This is a genomic window from Arthrobacter sp. TmtSoilC48, from assembly GCF_059739425.1.
Genome location: NZ_AP046049.1, coordinates 4,323,924 through 4,342,596, shown reverse-complemented (window position 1 = coordinate 4,342,596; position 18,673 = coordinate 4,323,924). Strand labels below are relative to the sequence as shown.

Sequence of the window (18,673 nt, the reverse complement as noted above, 5' to 3'; positions counted from 1 at the left end):
GTGCGTGCCCCCTTGGGGGTGTGTGTTGTTGGGAACGTGCCGGGGCGTGGTTTGTGTGGGTTGTGTTTGGCGCACTGTTGGGTCCTGAGGCAACAGGACCTTTTTGCAGCAATGCAGGGGGACACAGTTCTGGTGTTTCTTTTGTTCCTGCTTCCGGTTCGTACCGGCACCCGTGTGGGTGTTGGGGGTCTGGTTGACGGGGTTGTTGTTTGAGAACTACATAGTGGACGCGAGCATCTAGAACATGCATGGTGCCGGCTCTTCGGGGTTGGTGGGTGTGTGTTCTTACAGCAATTTCTTATGAATGAACCTGGCCTTTTGTGGTCGTGGTTCTCTCGAATAGATGATGCATCGTGAACCGGTGGGCCCCTTTGTTGTGGGTTTGCTGGTTTGTGTGTGGTCAAGTTTTTAAGGGCACACGGTGGATGCCTTGGCATTAGGAGCCGAAGAAGGACGTAGGAATCTGCGATAAGCCTGGGGGAGTTGATAACCGAGCGTTGATCCCAGGATGTCCGAATGGGGAAACCCCGCACAACGCTTTTGGGTGATTGTGTGACCCGCATCTGAACACATAGGGTGCGTGGGGGGAACGCGGGGAAGTGAAACATCTCAGTACCCGCAGGAAGAGAAAACAAGAGTGATTCCGTTAGTAGTGGCGAGCGAACGCGGATCAGGCTAAACCGTTTCCATGTGTGATAGCCGGCGGGCGTTGCATGGGCGGGGTTGTGGGACTTTCCGTACTGGTTCTGCCGGACCGGTGGGGTGTGTAGTGCAGGCATAGGTGAACGGTCTTGAAAGGCCGGCCAGAGAGGGTGTGAGCCCCGTAACCGTAATGTTGTGTACCGCCTGGAGAGGATCCCAAGTAGCACGGGGCCCGAGAAATCCCGTGCGAATCTGTCAGGACCACCTGATAAGCCTAAATACTTCCTAATGACCGATAGCGGACCAGTACCGTGAGGGAAAGGTGAAAAGTACCCCGGGAGGGGAGTGAAACAGTACCTGAAACCGTGTGCTTACAATCCGTCGGAGCAGTCGTGAGTAATCACTAGTAACTGTGACGGCGTGCCTTTTGAAGAATGAGCCTGCGAGTTAGTGTTACGTCGCGAGGTTAACCCGTGTGGGGTAGCCGTAGCGAAAGCGAGTCTGAACAGGGCGAGTGTAGTGGCGTGATCTAGACCCGAAGCGGAGTGATCTACCCATGGCCAGGTTGAAGCGACGGTAAGACGTCGTGGAGGACCGAACCCACTTCAGTTGAAAATGGAGGGGATGAGCTGTGGGTAGGGGTGAAAGGCCAATCAAACTCCGTGATAGCTGGTTCTCCCCGAAATGCATTTAGGTGCAGCGTTGCGTGTTTCTTGCCGGAGGTAGAGCTACTGGATGGCCGATGGGCCCTACAAGGTTACTGACGTCAGCCAAACTCCGAATGCCGGTAAGTGAGAGCGCAGCAGTGAGACTGTGGGGGATAAGCTTCATAGTCGAGAGGGAAACAGCCCAGACCACCAACTAAGGCCCCTAAGCGTGTGCTAAGTGGGAAAGGATGTGGAGTTGCGAAGACAACCAGGAGGTTGGCTTAGAAGCAGCCATCCTTGAAAGAGTGCGTAATAGCTCACTGGTCAAGTGATTCCGCGCCGACAATGTAGCGGGGCTCAAGTACACCGCCGAAGTTGTGGATTTCACACAGTACCCTAGCCTTCGTGGTTCAGGGGTGTGGAGTGGTAGGGGAGCGTCGTGTGGGCAGTGAAGTCGCGGTGGAAACCAGCGGTGGAGCCTACACGAGTGAGAATGCAGGCATGAGTAGCGAAAGACGGGTGAGAAACCCGTCCGCCGAATGATCAAGGGTTCCAGGGTCAAGCTAATCTGCCCTGGGTAAGTCGGGACCTAAGGCGAGGCCGACAGGCGTAGTCGATGGACAACGGGTTGATATTCCCGTACCGGCGAAAAACCGCCCATGCCAAGCGGGGGATACTAACCGCCCGGAGCCTGCCCGCCCACCCTTGTGGTGTGTGGGTTTTGGCCGAGCGCGGGACCTGATCCCGGGAGGTAAGCGTATTAACAGGTGTGACGCAGGAAGGTAGCCGGGCCGGGCGATGGTTGCCCCGGTCCAAGGATGTAGGGTCAGGGATAGGCAAATCCGTTCCTGTGTGTTTCGAGCACGATCCTGAGATCTGATGGGACTCCCGTTCGGGGGGATCCGGTGATCCTATGCTGCCTAGAAAAGCATCGACGCGAGGTTTTAGCCGCCCGTACCCCAAACCGACACAGGTGATCAGGTAGAGAATACCAAGGCGATCGAGAGAATTATGGTTAAGGAACTCGGCAAAATGCCCCCGTAACTTCGGGAGAAGGGGGGCCTGCCCCGTGATGGAGACTTGCTCTCCGTGAGCGGGTGTGGGCCGCAGAGACCAGGGGGAAGCGACTGTTTACTAAAAACACAGGTCCGTGCGAAGTCGCAAGACGATGTATACGGACTGACTCCTGCCCGGTGCTGGAAGGTTAAGAGGACCGGTTAGCCCCTTGTGGGCGAAGCTGAGAATTTAAGCCCCAGTAAACGGCGGTGGTAACTATAACCATCCTAAGGTAGCGAAATTCCTTGTCGGGTAAGTTCCGACCTGCACGAATGGAGTAACGACTTCCCCGCTGTCTCAACCATAAACTCGGCGAAATTGCAGTACGAGTAAAGATGCTCGTTACGCGCAGCAGGACGGAAAGACCCCGAGACCTTTACTATAGTTTGGTATTGGTGTTCGGAGTGGCTTGTGTAGGATAGGTGGGAGACGTTGAAGCCCGGACGCCAGTTCGGGTGGAGTCATCGTTGAAATACCACTCTGGTCACTTTGGACATCTAACTTCGGCCCGTGATCCGGGTCAGGGACAGTGCCTGATGGGTAGTTTAACTGGGGCGGTTGCCTCCTAAAAAGTAACGGAGGCGCCCAAAGGTTCCCTCAGCCTGGTTGGCAATCAGGTGTCGAGTGTAAGTGCACAAGGGAGCTTGACTGTGAGAGAGACATCTCAAGCAGGGACGAAAGTCGGGACTAGTGATCCGGCGGTACATTGTGGAATGGCCGTCGCTCAACGGATAAAAGGTACCTCGGGGATAACAGGCTGATCTTGCCCAAGAGTCCATATCGACGGCATGGTTTGGCACCTCGATGTCGGCTCGTCGCATCCTGGGGCTGGAGTAGGTCCCAAGGGTTGGGCTGTTCGCCCATTAAAGCGGTACGCGAGCTGGGTTTAGAACGTCGTGAGACAGTTCGGTCCCTATCCGCTGCGCGCGCAGGAAATTTGAGAAGGGCTGTCCTTAGTACGAGAGGACCGGGACGGACGAACCTCTGGTGTGTCAGTTGTACTGCCAAGTGCACCGCTGATTAGCTACGTTCGGATGGGATAACCGCTGAAAGCATCTAAGCGGGAAGCTCGCTTCAAGATGAGATTTCCATACACAATACGTGTGAGAGGCCCCCAGCCAGACCACTGGGTTGATAGGCCGGATGTGGAAGCGAGGACCAAAGACTCGTGAAGCTGACCGGTACTAATAGGCCAACAACTTACACCACACACAACACACTGCACGCGTCCACTATGTGGTTCCCGAACAACAACCGTTCCAGGAACCAACAACTGAATACACAACACCACAGTTGTAACCACACAGTCTTCCCACCCCGCACCCGAACAGGTGCGCGGGACGGGTAACAAGGTTACGGCGGTCATAGCGTGGGGGAAACGCCCGGTCCCATTCCGAACCCGGAAGCTAAGACCCACAGCGCCGATGGTACTGCACCCGGGAGGGTGTGGGAGAGTAGGACACCGCCGGACACACATTAGGTAGAGACCCCCAACCCACACCGGGTTGGGGGTCTCCCGCATTCAATCGACTGCATTCAAACGAGAAAAAACAGACCAACACAAGACAAGCCCCGACCACCACAGCCGGGGCTTGACCCATTTAAACCGGGTTTAGCTATGCCCCGTGTTTAGCCGTTCCAGAACCCATCGAGTCGCTCGGCCAGTGTTCGGCCTTGGTCGTAACCGGCATGCGCAGCTGCCGGACGTAACGACAGGTCCATTGCATTGGCTCCGAACATGTGCTCGGAGCTGCCCTCCGGGAAGATTGTTTCGACCCGGCTGCCGCCGGCACGTAATTCGTCGACCTGCGCGGCGAGATGCATGCCCCACTCCAGCGGAGTCCGTGTTCTGCCCCCAAATGGTGACAGCACCAGGACGCGTGCGTATCCCGAAGCCAGGTCCGCGTTCTCGGCGTTGGATCGGTAACCGCCGTCAATGTATCGCCCGTCACCGATGCTGTAGGCGAATCCACTGGCGCAACTGGCGGCTACAGCATCCGCCAGTTCCACTCCGCTGTGACGATCGAACTGGACCGGCTGACCTGTTACGGCGTCCGCGGCAGTGATGAGCACTGTTCGCTGGGGCCATTGCAAACTTGGGAGTCGGGAGGCAACTGTTGCACGCCACTGTCTTTGGCTTGATTCGTCCGCACTAGCAGGCAGCTCGAGCGCTGCAGCGCCCATCTTGCGACGCATATCGGCAGGATCCTTCGACGCCTCAATGATCTTTTGTGTTCGTTCCAATTGATCCACCACATGCCGCACTGGACCGGACTGTGCTGGACCGGACTGTGCTGGACTGGACTGTGCTGGACTGGACTGTGCTGGACCGGACTGTGCTGGCCTGGGCTGCGGCGGCCGTGGCTGGGGTGGCGCGGCAAGGATAGCTGCATACAGTTCTGACGGGCTCGCGCCAGCTATCTGTGCAGCTGCGGTGGAGCCAGCCGATGTGCCCACCGTCAAGTCGGCCGTGGTCACATCCAAGCCGGCATCGAACATTCCAGCGAGGACGCCGATCAGCCACGCATTGCCCGTGGATCCACCGCCACCAAGCACCAGCGCTCGTCCGGCTGTTTGCCCGGGAATCGTGGCGGGTGTTTCCTGCGGCTGGTCCCGGGCAGACCGTGGCTGCCCGGAAGTGGTGGTCGAGGTGCCGGGCAGGGTTGAAAAAGGTGTTGTGTTCATGGGAGTCGCCTTTCGCGAATTGCCTCTGTGGCGCTCCCGTTGGCGACTAGCTGAGTCGCGAGATCGTGTCCTGCGGGGGAGCACCCATTTCGGATACTGCGTTCATGGGTCTCACCTCCTGTTGATAGATCACGATCAACGGGACTCTAGCACCGCGCTAACAAGCTGCGCAACCAAGCCAAGCTCCAGCAGCCGGGGTGGACATGGTTGCCGGGGGAAATGCGCGTTTCGGCACCGGTAGAGTTGGTGGTCATGGACAGTATTTTCAGTCATCCCGAGCCGGAGCCTGAGCCCTCGTCACAGGACACCAACGACCTCGAACCCCTGGTGGTGACAGTGGTGGTGCCAACCAGCGTTTCACATGCCTTTTTGGGTTTTACGGACCATCCCCATCTGTGGTGGCCCCTTGAGGAGGAGAGTGTGTTCGGCGCGGGATCACACGTGGAATTCGAGGAGAACCTGATCCTGGAGACGGCCGAGGACGGGCGCACTTCGGTTTGGGGAACCATCGATGACTGGCAACCGCCGTTGTCCTTCCATGCAAGCTGGTATCCGGCGAGCACGCCCCTCTGGTCCACTGAATTGAGGGTCTCGTTCAGGGCGGTTGAGGGTGGCACGGAGGTGCGGTTGGTTCATGACGGTTGGGAAGGGGCAGAGGATCCTGCTGCCAGCCGGGCATCGTATGCGGAAGGTTGGCCTCGGGTCCTGGAACGCTATGTACGGTTCATGGGCGGGACAGTTGCCTAGGGTCAGGCGACTTCGTGCTGAGGATTGGTCACTCCTGAGGAAAGTCCGGCTGGAAATGCTGACGGACACGCCCATGGCTTATGTCGAAAGCCTGGAGGCGGCGCGGCGGCAAACGGATGCGCAGTGGCAGGAGCGGACTGCCGCTATGGCCGGCGATTCCAGCGTGACGCTGGTGGCTGACGGTGGCGTGGATGGAAGTCCGTTCTGTGCGCTGATGAGGGTTGTCGTGAAGCATCCTCAAGACCCGCAGAAGCCCCTTCAGGCCATGCTGATAAGTGTCTACGTTGCCCCCGAACATCGAGGTTTGGGGTTGGCTGATGAGCTCCTTCACGCGGCGTGCGAGGCTGCCCGGGTCGATTTGGGTGCTAAGGTCTTGGAGTTGGGCGTCCACGAGGACAATACGCGGGCGCTGGCTTTCTACCGGCGGCACGGTTTCAATACCACAGGGGACAGCCGGCCGTATCCGCAGGACACGTCCAAGCGGGAACTGGTCATGGAAAAGGTCCTGGAGCAGTAGCCGTTGGTTGAGGCGGGAGCCCCGGTTCCCGGGATGAGCGCCAGCCTAGGAAGCGTCACTCCTGGGCACGGCCGTGCTCGAACGAACCACGAGCCTGGTGGGGTGTTCAGTATCGGACGGTTCAAGGACCAGGCCATTGTTGATGGCGCCCAGTAAGGTGCGCACGGCCAGTGCTCCTTGCCCCTTCGCGTCCTGGTCGATGGTGGTGAGGCCCATGACCTTGCCGAGGTCGTGTCCGTCGATGCCGATGACCGAGAGGTCCTCTGGAATCCGCAGGCCGAAGTCACGCGCAGCGAGAATGGTGCCGATGGCCATCTCGTCTGATGCCGCGAACACCGCTGTTGGTCGCTCTGGTGCGCCTCCCAGCAATTGTCGGGCAGCGGCGTAAGCGCCTTCGATAGTGAAGTCGGCGGAAACGATCCATTCGGGCCGAACCTGGGAGCCGGCGTCGTTCATTGCTTTCTCGAAACCACCGCGCCGTGTCCCGGGAAGCTGGAAGTCCTGCTCGTATGCTTCTTCGCCGGTCATGTGGGCGATCTTGGTGTGACCCAGGCCGATCAGGTGGTTGGTGGCTTGCTGTGCAATCGCGGAATCATCGATCCGGATGGTGGATGCCCCCGGAAGGGGCCCGCCGATTCCAACGATCGGCCGGTGCACGGCGAGGAGCTGCTGCATCTCGTCCTCGCTGAGCTCCAGGGAGACCGCAATGACCGCGTCCACGCGCTTGCGCAGCAGGAAGTCGTTGAACACACTGTGCCGGTGTTGGGGGTCTTCCCCGATGTTGTAGAGCGTGAGGTCGTATCCGGCACTCAGGAGCGCCGCGGAGGCACCCTCGATCACCGCTGAATAGAACCAGCGGTGGACCGAGGGCACCACCAGGCCCACGTTGTGGGTACGGCCGGAAGCCAGGCTCGAGGCGTGATAGGAAAGCACGAAGCCAAGCTCGGCTGCGGCTGCACGTGCCCGTTCCCGGCTGGCGGGGGAGACGTTGCCTTTGCCACTGAGCGCGCGTGAAACCGTGGCAACGGAGAGTCCCGATCTCTCGGCTACGTCCTTGATGCCGGTCATGCTGCTCCTCGGTGGGAAAGTTAGCTGGTTGTGAGCCAGATGCTCTCCCCCGAGCTTAGTAGATCGGTGCCCTGCAGATTGGAGCCCACGGGATGGGCGCCGGCTGCTGCCGAACTGCGAAGTATTACCTTGCCGTCGGGAAGCGGCAGGGGCTGGTTACCCACATTCATGATCACCAGGGTGTCGCCGTTGAGGTAGGCGAGCGAGGAGTCGGTGCAGTAGTCCTCCACCCATGCCAGGGAACCCTGGCCCAGCCGACGTTCGGCGCGTTCGGCGAGCATTTCCCGGTAAAGGCTAAGGTGCGACGCCGGATCCTCCTGTTGCTTGTCCCTCGCCAATGCGGCCCAGGACTCTGGTTGCGGCAGCCAGGGTTCCTGGCCATCGCCGAAACCGGCATGCAACTCCGACGAACGCCAGGGCAACGGTACGCGGCAGCCGTCCCGGCCTATCCTTTCTCCGCCGGTCCGGGCGAAGGTTGGGTCCTGACGCATGCTTCCGGGAATGCTTGTGGAGTCAGGCAGCCCAAGCTCTTCCCCTTGGTACAGGTAGGCAGCACCGGGGAGGCCAAGCATGAACATGGTGGCCGCGGCAGCCCGGCGTCGTCCGAGTTCTTCATTGGGCTGTACATCGTCGGGACCGATGCCGTCGCCGTCGCGGGGACCGGGGCCCTCGTAACCGAAGCGGGAGGCGTGCCGGACGACGTCGTGGTTGGACAGTACCCATGTGCTGGGAGCGCCAACCGCGTCCAGGGAGACCAGCGAATCGGTGATGATGTGGCGCAGGCGGTTCACGTCCAGACCGGCGTGCAGGTACGGGAAGTTGAAGGCCTGGTGCATTTCGTCGGGCCGAACCCACTGTGCCAGCCGTGGAAGGGGATCGACGTTGGCTTCGGCGCAGAGGATCCGGTCGGGGCCATATTCCTCCAGGATGGAGCGCCAGCGCCGGTAGATATCGTGCAAGGCGGGTTGGCCGAACATGGGGGCATCGTGGCCGGGGTAGCCATCGGAGCTGTTGCCATCCGCGCGTCCGCCCCAGTTGGGCAGGCCGGCGGCTTTCACCAGCGCGTGGGCCACGTCAACCCTGAAACCGGAAATGCCGCGGTCCAGCCAGAAGCGGAGGACCCGCTCGAACTCGGCGTGCACGGCATCGTTGTCCCAGTTGAAATCCGGCTGGGAGGAATCAAAGAGGTGCAGGTACCACTGTCCGGGCTGGCCATCCGGTTCCATGATCCGGGTCCAGGCGGGGCCGCCAAAATGGGACTGCCAGTTGTTGGGAGGTTCGTTTCCGTCAGGTCCTTGGCCGTCCCGGAAGATAAACATGTCCCGCTCGCGGCTATTGGCCGGAGCCGCGAGTGCGGCTTGGAAGGCGGCGTGTTGGTCGGAGCAGTGGTTGGGAACAAGATCTGCAATGACCCGCAGGTGCAGGCGGTTGGCTTCGTAGATGAGGGCATCGAAGTCCGCGAGGCTGCCGAACAGCGGATCGACATCGCAATAGTCGCTGACGTCATAACCTGCGTCCCGCTGCGGTGAGCGGTAGAAGGGCGAGAGCCAGACGGCATCAACGCCCAGTTCGGCGAGCTGGGCGAGTTCACGGGTGATACCGGCGAGGTCACCGATTCCGTCGCCATTGAGGTCACGGAAGGATCGCGGATAGATCTGGTAAATGACTGCGGAGCGCCACCATCCGTGGGCCCGGGAGGCCTCGTGGACGGGGGTCAATGCAGTGAAAGCTGCAGAGGGCGCGGACGCCTCAACTGGAAGCAATGAATCAACAGACATGAACACATCGTAGAAGACCAGGCATCAGATTGGAAACGCTTTCAGTCAAAATTGTCCTTCCATGACAGCAATGTTTGGTGGGGGGGTTTACCAATCATCGTTTTGACATGTACTGTTTGGAAGCGCTTGCAGTTGTGAGCCACATCACCGACGTTGCCTCTGGGCGAAGAGCCCCGCCGTCGAAGCACATAAGGAAAGGGACACCAATGAAGGTGCACAACACCCTCGCGACTCAGACCACCCGCCGCGTTTTCGCTACCGGCGCGATCTCCGTGGTCGCAGCCCTGGCCCTGAGCGCCTGTGGCGGCAGCGCCTCCACCGCTCCCAGCTCGGAAGCCACGAAGCAGGACCTCAAGGCAGCCGGCGCCGGCACCATCACCATGTGGGTAGATGCCGAACGGTCGCCGGCGTTGAAGGACATCACCGAAAAGTTCAAGTCCGACACCGGCATCGAAGTCAAGCTCGTAGTGAAGGATTTCGCTGCCGTCCGCGATGACTTCATCACTCAGGTTCCTACCGGCCAAGGCCCGGATCTGATCGTTGGACCGCATGACTGGATTGGAAAGTTTGTTCAAAATGGTGTGATCGCACCGGTGGAACTGGGCGACAAAGCCAGCCAGTTCCAGGATTCGTCCATCAAGGCCATGACCTACAACGGCGCCGTCTACGGCGTACCGTACGCGATCGAGAATATTGCCCTCCTGCGAAACACCAGCATCGTGGACAGCAAGGCGAGCACCTTGGATGAGGTAGTGGCCAACGGCAAGAAGGCCGTTGCAGAGGGCAAAGCCACCTTCCCGTTCCTGGTGGGCATGGATCCCAAACAGGGCGACCCGTACCACCTGTACCCGCTGCAGTCATCCATGGGTTCGCAGGTTTTCGGTAAGAACGCCGACGGCGGTTACGATGCCAAGCAGCTGCTCATTGGTGACGCTGCCGGCGTCGAATTCGCCAGGAAGCTGGCCGCCTGGGGCGATGCCGGCGAGAAAATCATCAACTCCAACATCACAGGCGACATCGCCAAGGAGAAGTTCCTTGCCGGAGAATCTCCCTACTTCCTGACGGGTCCGTGGAACGTGCCGGATGTTCAGAAGAAGGGCATCAAGTTCGCAGTTGATGAGCTGCCCACGGCCGGTGGCGAGGCAGCGCAGCCATTCATCGGCGTCAACGGTTTCTTCATCAGCGCCAAGAGTGCCAACGCCCTGGCCACCAATGAGTTCGTCACCAACTACCTCACCTCAGAGTCCGCCCAGGACTCCATGTACACGGCCGGCGGTCGCCCGCCGGCGCTCAAGGCATCCTTTGAGAAGGCAGCCAGCGATCCCGTAGTGGAGGCCTTCGGCAAGATCGGCGCCACCGGCGTGCCCATGCCGGCCATCCCCGAAATGAGCGCCGTCTGGGCCGACTGGGGCGCCACGGAACTGGCCATCATCAAGGGCCAGGGCGATCCCGCTGAAGCGTGGACCAAGATGGCCGCGAGCATCAAGTCCAAGATCGGCGGCTGACGCCGCAACCGGTGATTCCACCGGTCTGCCCGGGGCCGGACGGTGCCCGCCGTCCGACCCCGGGCCCACCGTCCGGCCCATGCCAGCCGCAAACTGCTTTACTCCAAGGATCAAAGATGCCAGAGCCAGATCTCCACGAACTGCCAGCCAGTCCAGCCAGTACGACGCCGGTGCAGCCGCCTCGCGGTGCTCCCCACCAGAAGGCTGCCCACCAGAAGGCTGCACACCAGAAGGCTGCACACCGGAACGCTGCCCGCCGGAAAATAGGGAACGGCAGCCGGGGCCCCGACTCCATCAAGGGCACCATCCTAAAGATCGTCCTGTTGGGCGTGGTGGATGCCTTTGCCGTGTACGTGCTGATGATGCTGTTCCTGAGCCAATCATGGGCCGCGCTCGCTGTCTCCTCGCTGGTGGTCCTGGCGATTAACTGGATCTATTTGCGCAGGGGCGGGCTTCCGGCGAAGTATCTGGCTCCGGGTGTGCTGTTCCTGCTGGTGTTCCAGGTCCTGGTGGTGTTCTTCAGCGGCTATATCGCCTTCACCAACTATGGCGACGGGCACAACAGCACCAAGGAAGACGCCATCGCGGCCATCCAGCTGACTGCCCAGAAGCGCGTCCCGGATTCGCCCGCATACAAGGCGGCCGTGCTGACCAAGGGCGATACGTTCTACCTCTTGTTTACGGACCCCTCCGGCAAAGCTCAGATAGGCAGCACCGAGGCGCCGCTCACTGACGTCTCCGGGGCGGGAAAGGATGCCACCGGCAAGGCCAACTCCCTTCCCGGTTACGAAACACTGAAATTCCAGGAGATCGTGGCCAACCAGCAGGAAATCCTGAAGATTACCGTTCCCGTCTCGGAGAACCCCGCTGATGGAACCCTGCGCACCGCCGACGGCAGCACCGCCTACCAGTTCAAGCCGGCGCTGAGCTACGACGCCGCCACCGATACCTTCACTGACAGCGAGACCGGCACAGCCTACCGCGACAACGGCAAGGGCGCCTTCGCGGACGCTGACGGAGAGACGTTGGCCACCGGCTGGAAGATCGACGTAGGCATGGAGAACTTCGCCCGCGCCTTCACCGATCCGAGCCTCCGCGGTCCACTCCTGGGCGTCATTCTTTGGACTTTCACCTTCTCCGTAGCCTCCGTTGCCTTGACGTTCGCCATGGGACTGTTCCTGGCCATCACCTTCAACCGTGAGGATCTGCGCGGCAAGAAGGTTTACCGGATCCTGATGATTTTGCCCTACGCATTCCCGGCATTCCTGTCTGGATTGGTGTGGTCGGGCATCCTCAACCCCGAGTTCGGGTGGCTCAACCAGACACTGCTGGGCGGGGCGAACATTGGCTGGCTCACGGACCCTGTCCTGGCAAAGATCAGCGTGCTGGTGGTCAATGTGTGGCTCGGATTCCCGTACATGTTCCTGGTATGCACCGGGGCACTCCAATCCTTGCCAACAGAAATTGACGAGGCTGCCCGCATGGATGGAGCATCCCCTTGGCGAGTGTTCCGCTCCATCAAGCTGCCGCTGCTGCTGGTCTCGGTGGCACCGCTGCTGATCTCCTCCTTTGCGTTCAACTTCAACAACTTCAATGTCATTTACATGTTGACCGGTGGCGGCCCGCGCTTTGCAGACACCGATCGCGATATCGGAGCCACGGACATCCTGATCACGCTGGTCTACAAGGTGGCGTTCGGCCAAGGCACAGGGCGCGACTACGGACTGGCAAGCGCGCTCGCCATCATCATCTTCATCATCGTGGCCACGATTTCGGCCGTTAGCTTCAAGCAGACCAAAGCACTCGAGGACGTGAACTAATGAGCGAGGCACAGGTACGCACCCTCCCCACCATTGAACATGCGCACGACGGCGGTCCCGCATCGCCGGCGCCAAAGCGGCGTCCCTTTGGGGTTTGGTTCAAAGACAAGGGCTGGCGGCACGCCGTCGGGATCGTCACCACCATCTTCGCCGTGTTCCCGCTGCTCTATGTTTTGTCGGCGGCACTGGACTCCAATGGCACCTTGGTAGGCTCCAACGGTCTGTTCTCCAGATTCGATACCGGCAACTTCACTGCGCTCTTCAGCGATCCAAGCCGTCCCTTCGGCCGCTGGTTCTTCAATACCCTGGTGGTGGGCCTGGTTACTTCCGCCGCCACGGTCTTCCTGGGGGCGATGGCCGCGTACGCGTTCTCCCGTATGCGCTTCAAAGGCCGACGTGTGGGACTGTTGACCCTGCTCCTGCTGCAGATGTTCCCGCAACTGCTGGCCGTCGTCGCGATCTTCCTCCTCCTCAGCGGTATCTCGCAGGTGATCCCCGCCCTGGGCCTTGGCAGCCAACTGGGGCTCATCATGGTGTACCTCGGTGGCGCGCTGGGTGTGAACACGTACCTCATGTACGGCTTTTTCAACACGGTCCCGCAGTCCCTGGACGAAGCTGCCAAGATCGATGGCGCCAGCCATGTCCAGATCTTCTTCGGCATCATCCTGCGCCTGGTCACTCCCATCCTGGCGGTTGTTGGACTCCTGGCATTCATCGGTATCTCCAGTGAATTCGTGATCGCCAGCGTTGTCCTGACCGATCCTGATAGCCAGACCCTCGCCGTCGGGCTCTATTCCTACGTGGCACAGCAGCGTTCGGAGAATTGGGGCGTCTTCGCCGCTGGCGCCGTCATCGCGGCTATCCCGGTCATGGCGCTGTTCCTCTTCCTGCAGAAATACATCGTCAGCGGCCTTACCGCTGGCTCAGTAAAAGGATGACCATGTCGCTTGCCGTTCCACATCACGACGGATCCGCTCTTTATGTTTCGAGCCATGCTCCCGGGCGGATTTCCTTGGGCGAGGTTGTTCGGCTTCGCCTGCGCGTTCCGCAGGACTGGGGTTCCGCGTCCCGCGTTTGGGTCCGTTCCGTGCAGGACGGCGAGCCGCGGTACGACGCCGCGATCCGGCTCGGCAGCATCGATGGCTGGGTCTGGTGGGAAACGGCGATGCTGGTGGCCAATCCTGTGGCGAAATACCGGTTCCTGCTGGAAATCGAGATCAGCAGCGCGAGTGGGCGGCACTATTGGAACCTCAACGCCCAAGGGCTTTTCAACAGAGACGTTGCTGATTCAGCGGACTTCCGCCTCACCACATTTGCCCCCGCACCGCAGTGGCTGCATCAGTCCACCATGTACCAGGTGTTTCCGGACCGTTTCGCCCGCTCTGCCCAAGCCGATGCTCACCCCCTCCCGGACTGGGCTGTGGGCAGCTCGTGGGACGAAGCAGTAGTGGCTACCGGGCGGGAAACGCCCATTCAGTTCTATGGCGGTGACCTGCCCGGAATCACGGGGAAACTGGACCATCTCCAGGAATTGGGCATCGACGTTCTCTACCTGACGCCCTTCTTCCCGGCCCGTTCCAACCACCGCTACGACGCCTCCACCTTCAACTCCGTGGACCCGCTCCTTGGCGGGAACCAAGCGCTGGTGGAGTTGGTGGAGGCGGCGCACTCCCGGGGCATTCGTGTGATGGGTGACCTTACCGCCAACCACACGGGCGAAGCACACGACTGGTTCGTGAAGGCTCTCGCCGATCCCGGCTCGGAGGAAGCGGGTTACTACTACTTCAGCGAGGACCATTCGACGTACGAGTCGTGGTGGGGTGTGCCGTCGCTGCCGAAACTTAACTGGTCTTCGGACGCCCTCCGGCGGCGTTTCGTGACGGACGAGGATTCGGTGGTTGCCCGGTGGCTCAAGCCGCCCTTCAACCTGGACGGCTGGAGGATAGACGTCGGCAATATGACCGGACGCCTTGGCTCCGTGGATCTGAATCACGAGGTTGCCCGGCTCATCGCCGAGCGGGTCCGTGAGATCAACCCGGATGCAGCTTTGTTGGCCGAGTCCACATCCGATGCCGCGCCGGACTTCACGGGTGAGCACTGGCACGGTGCCATGACCTACTCCAACCTCACCCGGCCACTGTGGTCCTGGCTTGCCGGGGATGCACCGCACGTAAACTTCTTTGGGTCGCCCCAGGCAGGACCCAACAAGATCGAGGCCGAAGCCTTCCTGGCCACCCATCTGGACCTCACTGCGGGATTTAGCTGGGGTGTGCGAAATAACACGATGAATGCGCTCAACACACATGACACCGCACGCGCAGCGACAGTAATGCTCGACGGCGGCCAGGAAGTTGGCGCGCTGCTCACCTTCACCCTGCCGGGCGTTCCTGTCCTGTTCGCGGGAGACGAGTTTGGCCTTGAAGGCTTCAACGGCGAGGACTCCAGGACGCCCATGCCGTGGGGCTGGCAGGAAGGAAAATCCGGCCGCCACCCCGTCAAGGATCTGCGTTCCTTCTACTCGGCCCTGGGGCGGCTAAGGAGTGGGCTGCCCGCACTCACCGAAGGCGGGCTGCGCTGGATTCACGCGGAGGCGGACGCCGTGGTATTCGTGCGTGAGACCACTGATTCTGCAGTCCTGGTCATGGCCGTCCGCGACTCCGCCCGGGTCTGCCTGGATAAGGCCGTCCTTTCCAAGCTGCAACTCGAATCGCTGTCCGACGCACCCCTGCACAGCTTTGGGAACATCTCGACGAGCCGGGGGAGTGAGGGCGACGTACTGCTATGCGCGGACGGCATTTCTGCTGGTATCTGGTCCCTGCCCGGAACCTGCCTTCCTACGGTGGTGGGTGGCGCTGATTAGACTGGGAGCACTGAAAACTCTGCGAAGACTGCCGATTTGGCGTGTCCGCGGAGCTCATGTGTGAAGGGACCACCTTGTCGGACGAAACGGCTATGGCCGGAACAACAGAGGAAAGCATCAAAGGCCGCACTGTCGGCCGCCCGGAAGCCGTGCAAACGGACGCCGGCCACAGTGCCAGGCAGCGCGCGTTCTTGGAGAGCCTTGCCGGCGGACTCCGGCCCGGCCAGATCGCCGAAGATGAAGCCACCCGCACGGTCTATTCCGTAGATCAAGGGCCATTGCTGGAGCGACATTTGCCGCTCGCCGTCGTCTGGGCCGAATCCGTGGAAGACGTCCAAAACATCGTCCGCAGTTGCGCAGCCTACCAGGTGCCAATCGTCGCGCGTGGTGCCGGAACGGGTGTCTCGGGAGGCGCACACGCCACCCAAGGCTGCATCGTGCTCAGCCTGGAACGAATGAACCGCATCCTGGACCTCAACCCCGACGACGAGACCGCCGTCGTCGAACCTGGCGTCATCAACGCCGAACTCAATGCCGCAGCCGCCGAACACGGGCTCATGTATGCACCGGATCCGGCCAGCTACAAGATGTCCACCATCGGCGGCAACGTAGCCACCAACGCAGGTGGACTGCGCTGTGCAAAATACGGGGTGACACGGGATTCTGTACTGGCACTGGACGTTGTCCTGGCCGACGGTTCACTGCTCCACACCGGGCACCAAACGTTCAAGGGCGTTGCCGGATACGACCTCACGGCACTCCTGGTCGGCTCCGAAGGGACACTCGGAATCGTCGTGGGCGTGACGGTCCGCCTGAAGTACCTGCCACGCGAAGTCCACACCATCGCCGCGTTCTACCAGGACTTCCGCAGCGCCGCCGCAGGCGTCCTGGCAGTAGGCAAAGCCCGGGTCCAGCCAGCCATCATGGAGCTCCTGGACAACGGAACACTCATCCAGCTCGACGAGATGAACGGCTCAGACCTGCAAACCCGCGGAAAATCCCTGCTGCTCATCCAAACAGACGGTTTTGGAGCAGCCGCGGAAGCCGACGTCGTCCGGCAAGTACTCGCCGAAGGCGGAGCCAAAGTCACCACCGAAGCCAGCGAAGAAGCCGAAATGCTCGTCGAACTACGCCGCAACAGCCGCGGCGTGGAAATGGACGACGAATTCAGGGTAGGCGAGGACATCGCTGTTCCACGCTCCAGGCTGGTGGACTTCGTGGCTGAACTCGAAGCCATGGCCGACCGCTTCCAGGTCCGCCTCAAAGTGGTGGCCCACGCTGGAGACGGAAACCTCCACCCCACGTTCTGGATGGACCGGGTAGACCCCGCCACAGACGCCGACGCCCTGGTACGCCTCAACGCTGCCCTTGATGAATCCATCCGGGTCGGCCTCGAAATGGGTGGCACGATTACCGGTGAGCACGGCGTGGGGCAGTACAAGCTCCGATGGCTCGGACTGGAACAACCTGAGCCGGTGCGGGAACTGCAGCGGCGGATCAAGGAGTTGTTCGATCCTGCGGGGATTCTTAATCCTGGGAAGGCTATTTAGGGGTTTGCCTGCGGGGGTGGTGGCGGACCCGGGTGGCGGGCCGCAGGGCCGAAACGCTCTGCGCGCTCGGTCGTTCCTCCCTTAGACGCGCGCTGCCGCGTTCCGGCCCTGCGGCCCTTTCGTTCGGCTCGCCACGGGCGTTGCCGCGTTTCGGCTCGCCACGGGCGTTGCCGCGTTTCGGCTCGCCACGGGCGTTGCCGCGTTTCGGCTCTGCGGCCCTTTCGTTCGGCTCGCCGCGGGCGTTGCCGCGTTTCGGCTCTGCGGCCGTTTTGCGACCTCCACCTTCCGTCCGGGATGGTATTCCAAACAGTCGCCTGCTTTTCTCCCGTCGCATTAACCTCGGGCCATTTCGCATGTTTACTTTGTGCCGCGCTCCTCGTAGTCTTGTTTGGTATACCAAAGTTGCTATGAGGAGAATTGCGTGCGCGAGAAGCGTTTGGGGCTGGGTGGGCGGCGTTCTCGGGTGTCCCGTGTTGTGGTGTTGTTGGCTTTGGTGCTGGTTTCCGTCAATCTTCGGCCTGCCATCACCACCATTGCCGGTGTGATGAACCAGGTCCCGGGAGCGTTTCACGTGGATCCGGCTATGCTCCCTGTTTTGGGTACGTTGCCGGTCCTGGCCTTCGGTGTTTCCGGGCCGATTGGGCCGTGGCTTGCCCGGCGGTTTGGAACAGGGCCTGCCGTGGCGCTTGCACTGTTGGTACTCGCTGCCGCGTTGATCGTCAGGGTCCTTGTACCCCCGCTCCTCCTTCCCGGCACGTTCCTTGCAGGCATGGCAATCATGACGGCCAGTGTGCTGGTTCCGCAGATCGTCAAGGCGAACCACGGCTCCGGCTGGTGGACGGGGCTCTGCACCATGGGCTTTGGGCTTGGAGCAGCGCTCGGCGCAGGTTTGGTCCAGCCCCTTGCCCAGGCTTTCGGCGGGAGCCTCTCCTGGGCGCTGGCGGTGTGGGCCGTCCCGGCACTGTTGGGAGCATGCCTCATCCAACGCTCCGGAAGACGGTCGACGGCGGCGGCAGGCGCCTCCGCCGGCAAAGCCGGGTCAACGGCAGGCGCCGTTTCGCCGCTGACGCAGGGCGCGCCGTCGTTCTCTGTATTCCCGGCGCCTGTCATCCCGGCGCCCGTCAGCCCGTCGGAAGTCACGCCGGTGCAAGTCACACCGCTGCGTAAGCAGCGCACAGCCTGGGCTGTCACGGCTTTCTTTGGACTTCAGGCCATGCTCTACTTCGCGATCACGTCATGGCTGGCGGTCTATCTCGTCTCCAAGGGGCTATCATCGGCGGACGCTGCTGCGTTGCTGGCCTGGTTCAGCCTTGCGGGGCTCCCCGCGAGCCTGCTGGCTCCTGTGCTGGCCGGTCGTCCTGCCATCCTGCGGATCATGGCACCCGGCCTGGGACTGGCGGTTGCCCTGGCACTTTTAGGAGTCCTCGCGGTGCCGTCCGCCCTGCAGTTCGTGATGGTGGGGATCCTGGGAGTCGTCCAGAGCGCCGGGTTCGGCCTGGCGATGGCTTTGGTAGTGATCCGCTCCTCAGGTCCGCAGACAGCGGGAAAGCTCTCGGCCATGAGCCAAGGGCTGGGGTTCGCCCTTGCCTCGCTCGGTCCACTCGTCGCCGGGCTGCTCCATGCATGGACCGGAGGCTGGGAAGTGACGTTCTGGGCACTCGCGGCCCAAGCGGTGGTTCTGGCCGCTACAGGCTTCCTGGCCATACGTGGGCCCGTAGTGAATGTTGAGCCGGTAAGCCGCAATGCATCCCCCAACGGACTATTCACCCTCGCGCGCGGGGGTGAATAGTCCATTAGG

The 18,673-nt window shown here is 61.3% G+C and carries 11 protein-coding genes and 2 rRNA genes; 10 read left to right on the top strand and 3 right to left on the bottom strand.

What is annotated here, in order from left to right; genetic code table 11:
• Nucleotides 1-398: 398 nt before the first annotated feature.
• Both AC6I97_RS19950 and rrf read left to right on the top strand, forming a co-directional pair.
• Nucleotides 399-3,554: ribosomal RNA gene (locus tag AC6I97_RS19950) — 23S ribosomal RNA — on the top strand.
• 145 nt (nucleotides 3,555-3,699) lie between these two features.
• Nucleotides 3,700-3,816 (top strand): 5S ribosomal RNA (rrf, locus tag AC6I97_RS19945).
• A gap of 158 nt (nucleotides 3,817-3,974) precedes the next feature.
• On the opposite strand, the gene AC6I97_RS19940 is transcribed toward rrf, so the two are convergent.
• Nucleotides 3,975-5,030, bottom strand: coding sequence for a patatin-like phospholipase family protein (locus tag AC6I97_RS19940; RefSeq protein ID WP_497946321.1), 1,056 nt, complete (start codon nucleotides 5,028-5,030; stop codon nucleotides 3,975-3,977).
• Nucleotides 5,031-5,282: 252 nt separating this feature from the next.
• On the opposite strand from AC6I97_RS19940, the gene AC6I97_RS19935 reads away from it, so the two are divergent.
• On the top strand, nucleotides 5,283-5,777 hold the full coding sequence (locus AC6I97_RS19935; protein ID WP_224094486.1) for an SRPBCC domain-containing protein: 495 nt from the start codon (nucleotides 5,283-5,285) through the stop codon (nucleotides 5,775-5,777).
• A gap of 73 nt (nucleotides 5,778-5,850) precedes the next feature.
• The gene (locus AC6I97_RS19930) at nucleotides 5,851-6,294 is read left to right on the top strand and encodes a GNAT family N-acetyltransferase (RefSeq protein ID WP_497946317.1); all 444 of its coding nucleotides are present in this window, start codon (nucleotides 5,851-5,853) and stop codon (nucleotides 6,292-6,294) included.
• Between the two features lie 45 nt (nucleotides 6,295-6,339).
• Here AC6I97_RS19930 and AC6I97_RS19925 read toward each other — a convergent pair whose 3' ends face one another.
• Nucleotides 6,340-7,362 carry a LacI family DNA-binding transcriptional regulator gene (locus tag AC6I97_RS19925; RefSeq protein ID WP_497946313.1) on the bottom strand — a complete coding sequence of 341 codons (1,023 nt, stop codon included), beginning with the start codon at nucleotides 7,360-7,362 and terminating at the stop codon, nucleotides 6,340-6,342.
• A gap of 20 nt (nucleotides 7,363-7,382) precedes the next feature.
• Nucleotides 7,383-9,140, bottom strand: coding sequence for a glycoside hydrolase family 13 protein (locus AC6I97_RS19920; protein ID WP_497946311.1), 1,758 nt, complete (start codon nucleotides 9,138-9,140; stop codon nucleotides 7,383-7,385).
• 206 nt (nucleotides 9,141-9,346) lie between these two features.
• Here AC6I97_RS19920 and AC6I97_RS19915 point away from each other — a divergent pair, with 206 nt between their 5' ends.
• From AC6I97_RS19915 to AC6I97_RS19890, 6 genes are all read left to right on the top strand, one after another.
• Nucleotides 9,347-10,645, top strand: coding sequence for a sugar ABC transporter substrate-binding protein (locus AC6I97_RS19915; protein WP_309926752.1), 1,299 nt, complete (start codon nucleotides 9,347-9,349; stop codon nucleotides 10,643-10,645).
• Between the two features lie 116 nt (nucleotides 10,646-10,761).
• Nucleotides 10,762-12,465 (top strand): ABC transporter permease subunit, encoded by a 1,704-nt coding sequence (locus AC6I97_RS19910; RefSeq protein WP_497946307.1) that lies wholly within the window; start codon nucleotides 10,762-10,764, stop codon nucleotides 12,463-12,465.
• Nucleotides 12,465-13,403, top strand: a complete 939-nt coding sequence (locus AC6I97_RS19905) for a sugar ABC transporter permease (RefSeq protein ID WP_497946304.1) — start codon at nucleotides 12,465-12,467, stop codon at nucleotides 13,401-13,403. Before AC6I97_RS19910 ends, AC6I97_RS19905 begins: the two co-directional genes overlap by 1 nt.
• A 2-nt stretch (nucleotides 13,404-13,405) precedes the next feature.
• Nucleotides 13,406-15,325 (top strand): glycoside hydrolase family 13 protein, encoded by a 1,920-nt coding sequence (locus AC6I97_RS19900; RefSeq protein WP_497946302.1) that lies wholly within the window; start codon nucleotides 13,406-13,408, stop codon nucleotides 15,323-15,325.
• A gap of 92 nt (nucleotides 15,326-15,417) precedes the next feature.
• Nucleotides 15,418-16,875: an FAD-binding oxidoreductase gene (locus tag AC6I97_RS19895; protein WP_497946300.1), complete on the top strand. Its 1,458-nt coding sequence runs from the start codon at nucleotides 15,418-15,420 to the stop codon at nucleotides 16,873-16,875.
• A 421-nt stretch (nucleotides 16,876-17,296) separates the two neighbouring features.
• Nucleotides 17,297-18,664: an MFS transporter gene (locus AC6I97_RS19890; protein ID WP_497946297.1), complete on the top strand. Its 1,368-nt coding sequence runs from the start codon at nucleotides 17,297-17,299 to the stop codon at nucleotides 18,662-18,664.
• Nucleotides 18,665-18,673 lie beyond the last annotated feature (9 nt).

What these genes read in the sequence shown, in the direction of transcription:
- AC6I97_RS19900 (WP_497946302.1), top strand. Translation starts at nt 13,406, where the DNA reads ATGTCGCTTGCCGTTCCACATCACGACGGATCCGCTCTTTATGTTTCG.
- AC6I97_RS19935 (WP_224094486.1), top strand. Translation starts at nt 5,283, where the DNA reads ATGGACAGTATTTTCAGTCATCCCGAGCCGGAGCCTGAGCCCTCGTCA.
- AC6I97_RS19895 (WP_497946300.1), top strand. Translation starts at nt 15,418, where the DNA reads ATGGCCGGAACAACAGAGGAAAGCATCAAAGGCCGCACTGTCGGCCGC.
- AC6I97_RS19925 (WP_497946313.1), bottom strand. Translation starts at nt 7,362, where the DNA reads ATGACCGGCATCAAGGACGTAGCCGAGAGATCGGGACTCTCCGTTGCC.
- AC6I97_RS19930 (WP_497946317.1), top strand. Translation starts at nt 5,851, where the DNA reads ATGGCTTATGTCGAAAGCCTGGAGGCGGCGCGGCGGCAAACGGATGCG.
- AC6I97_RS19915 (WP_309926752.1), top strand. Translation starts at nt 9,347, where the DNA reads ATGAAGGTGCACAACACCCTCGCGACTCAGACCACCCGCCGCGTTTTC.
- AC6I97_RS19905 (WP_497946304.1), top strand. Translation starts at nt 12,465, where the DNA reads ATGAGCGAGGCACAGGTACGCACCCTCCCCACCATTGAACATGCGCAC.
- AC6I97_RS19940 (WP_497946321.1), bottom strand. Translation starts at nt 5,030, where the DNA reads ATGAACACAACACCTTTTTCAACCCTGCCCGGCACCTCGACCACCACT.
- AC6I97_RS19910 (WP_497946307.1), top strand. Translation starts at nt 10,762, where the DNA reads ATGCCAGAGCCAGATCTCCACGAACTGCCAGCCAGTCCAGCCAGTACG.
- AC6I97_RS19920 (WP_497946311.1), bottom strand. Translation starts at nt 9,140, where the DNA reads ATGTCTGTTGATTCATTGCTTCCAGTTGAGGCGTCCGCGCCCTCTGCA.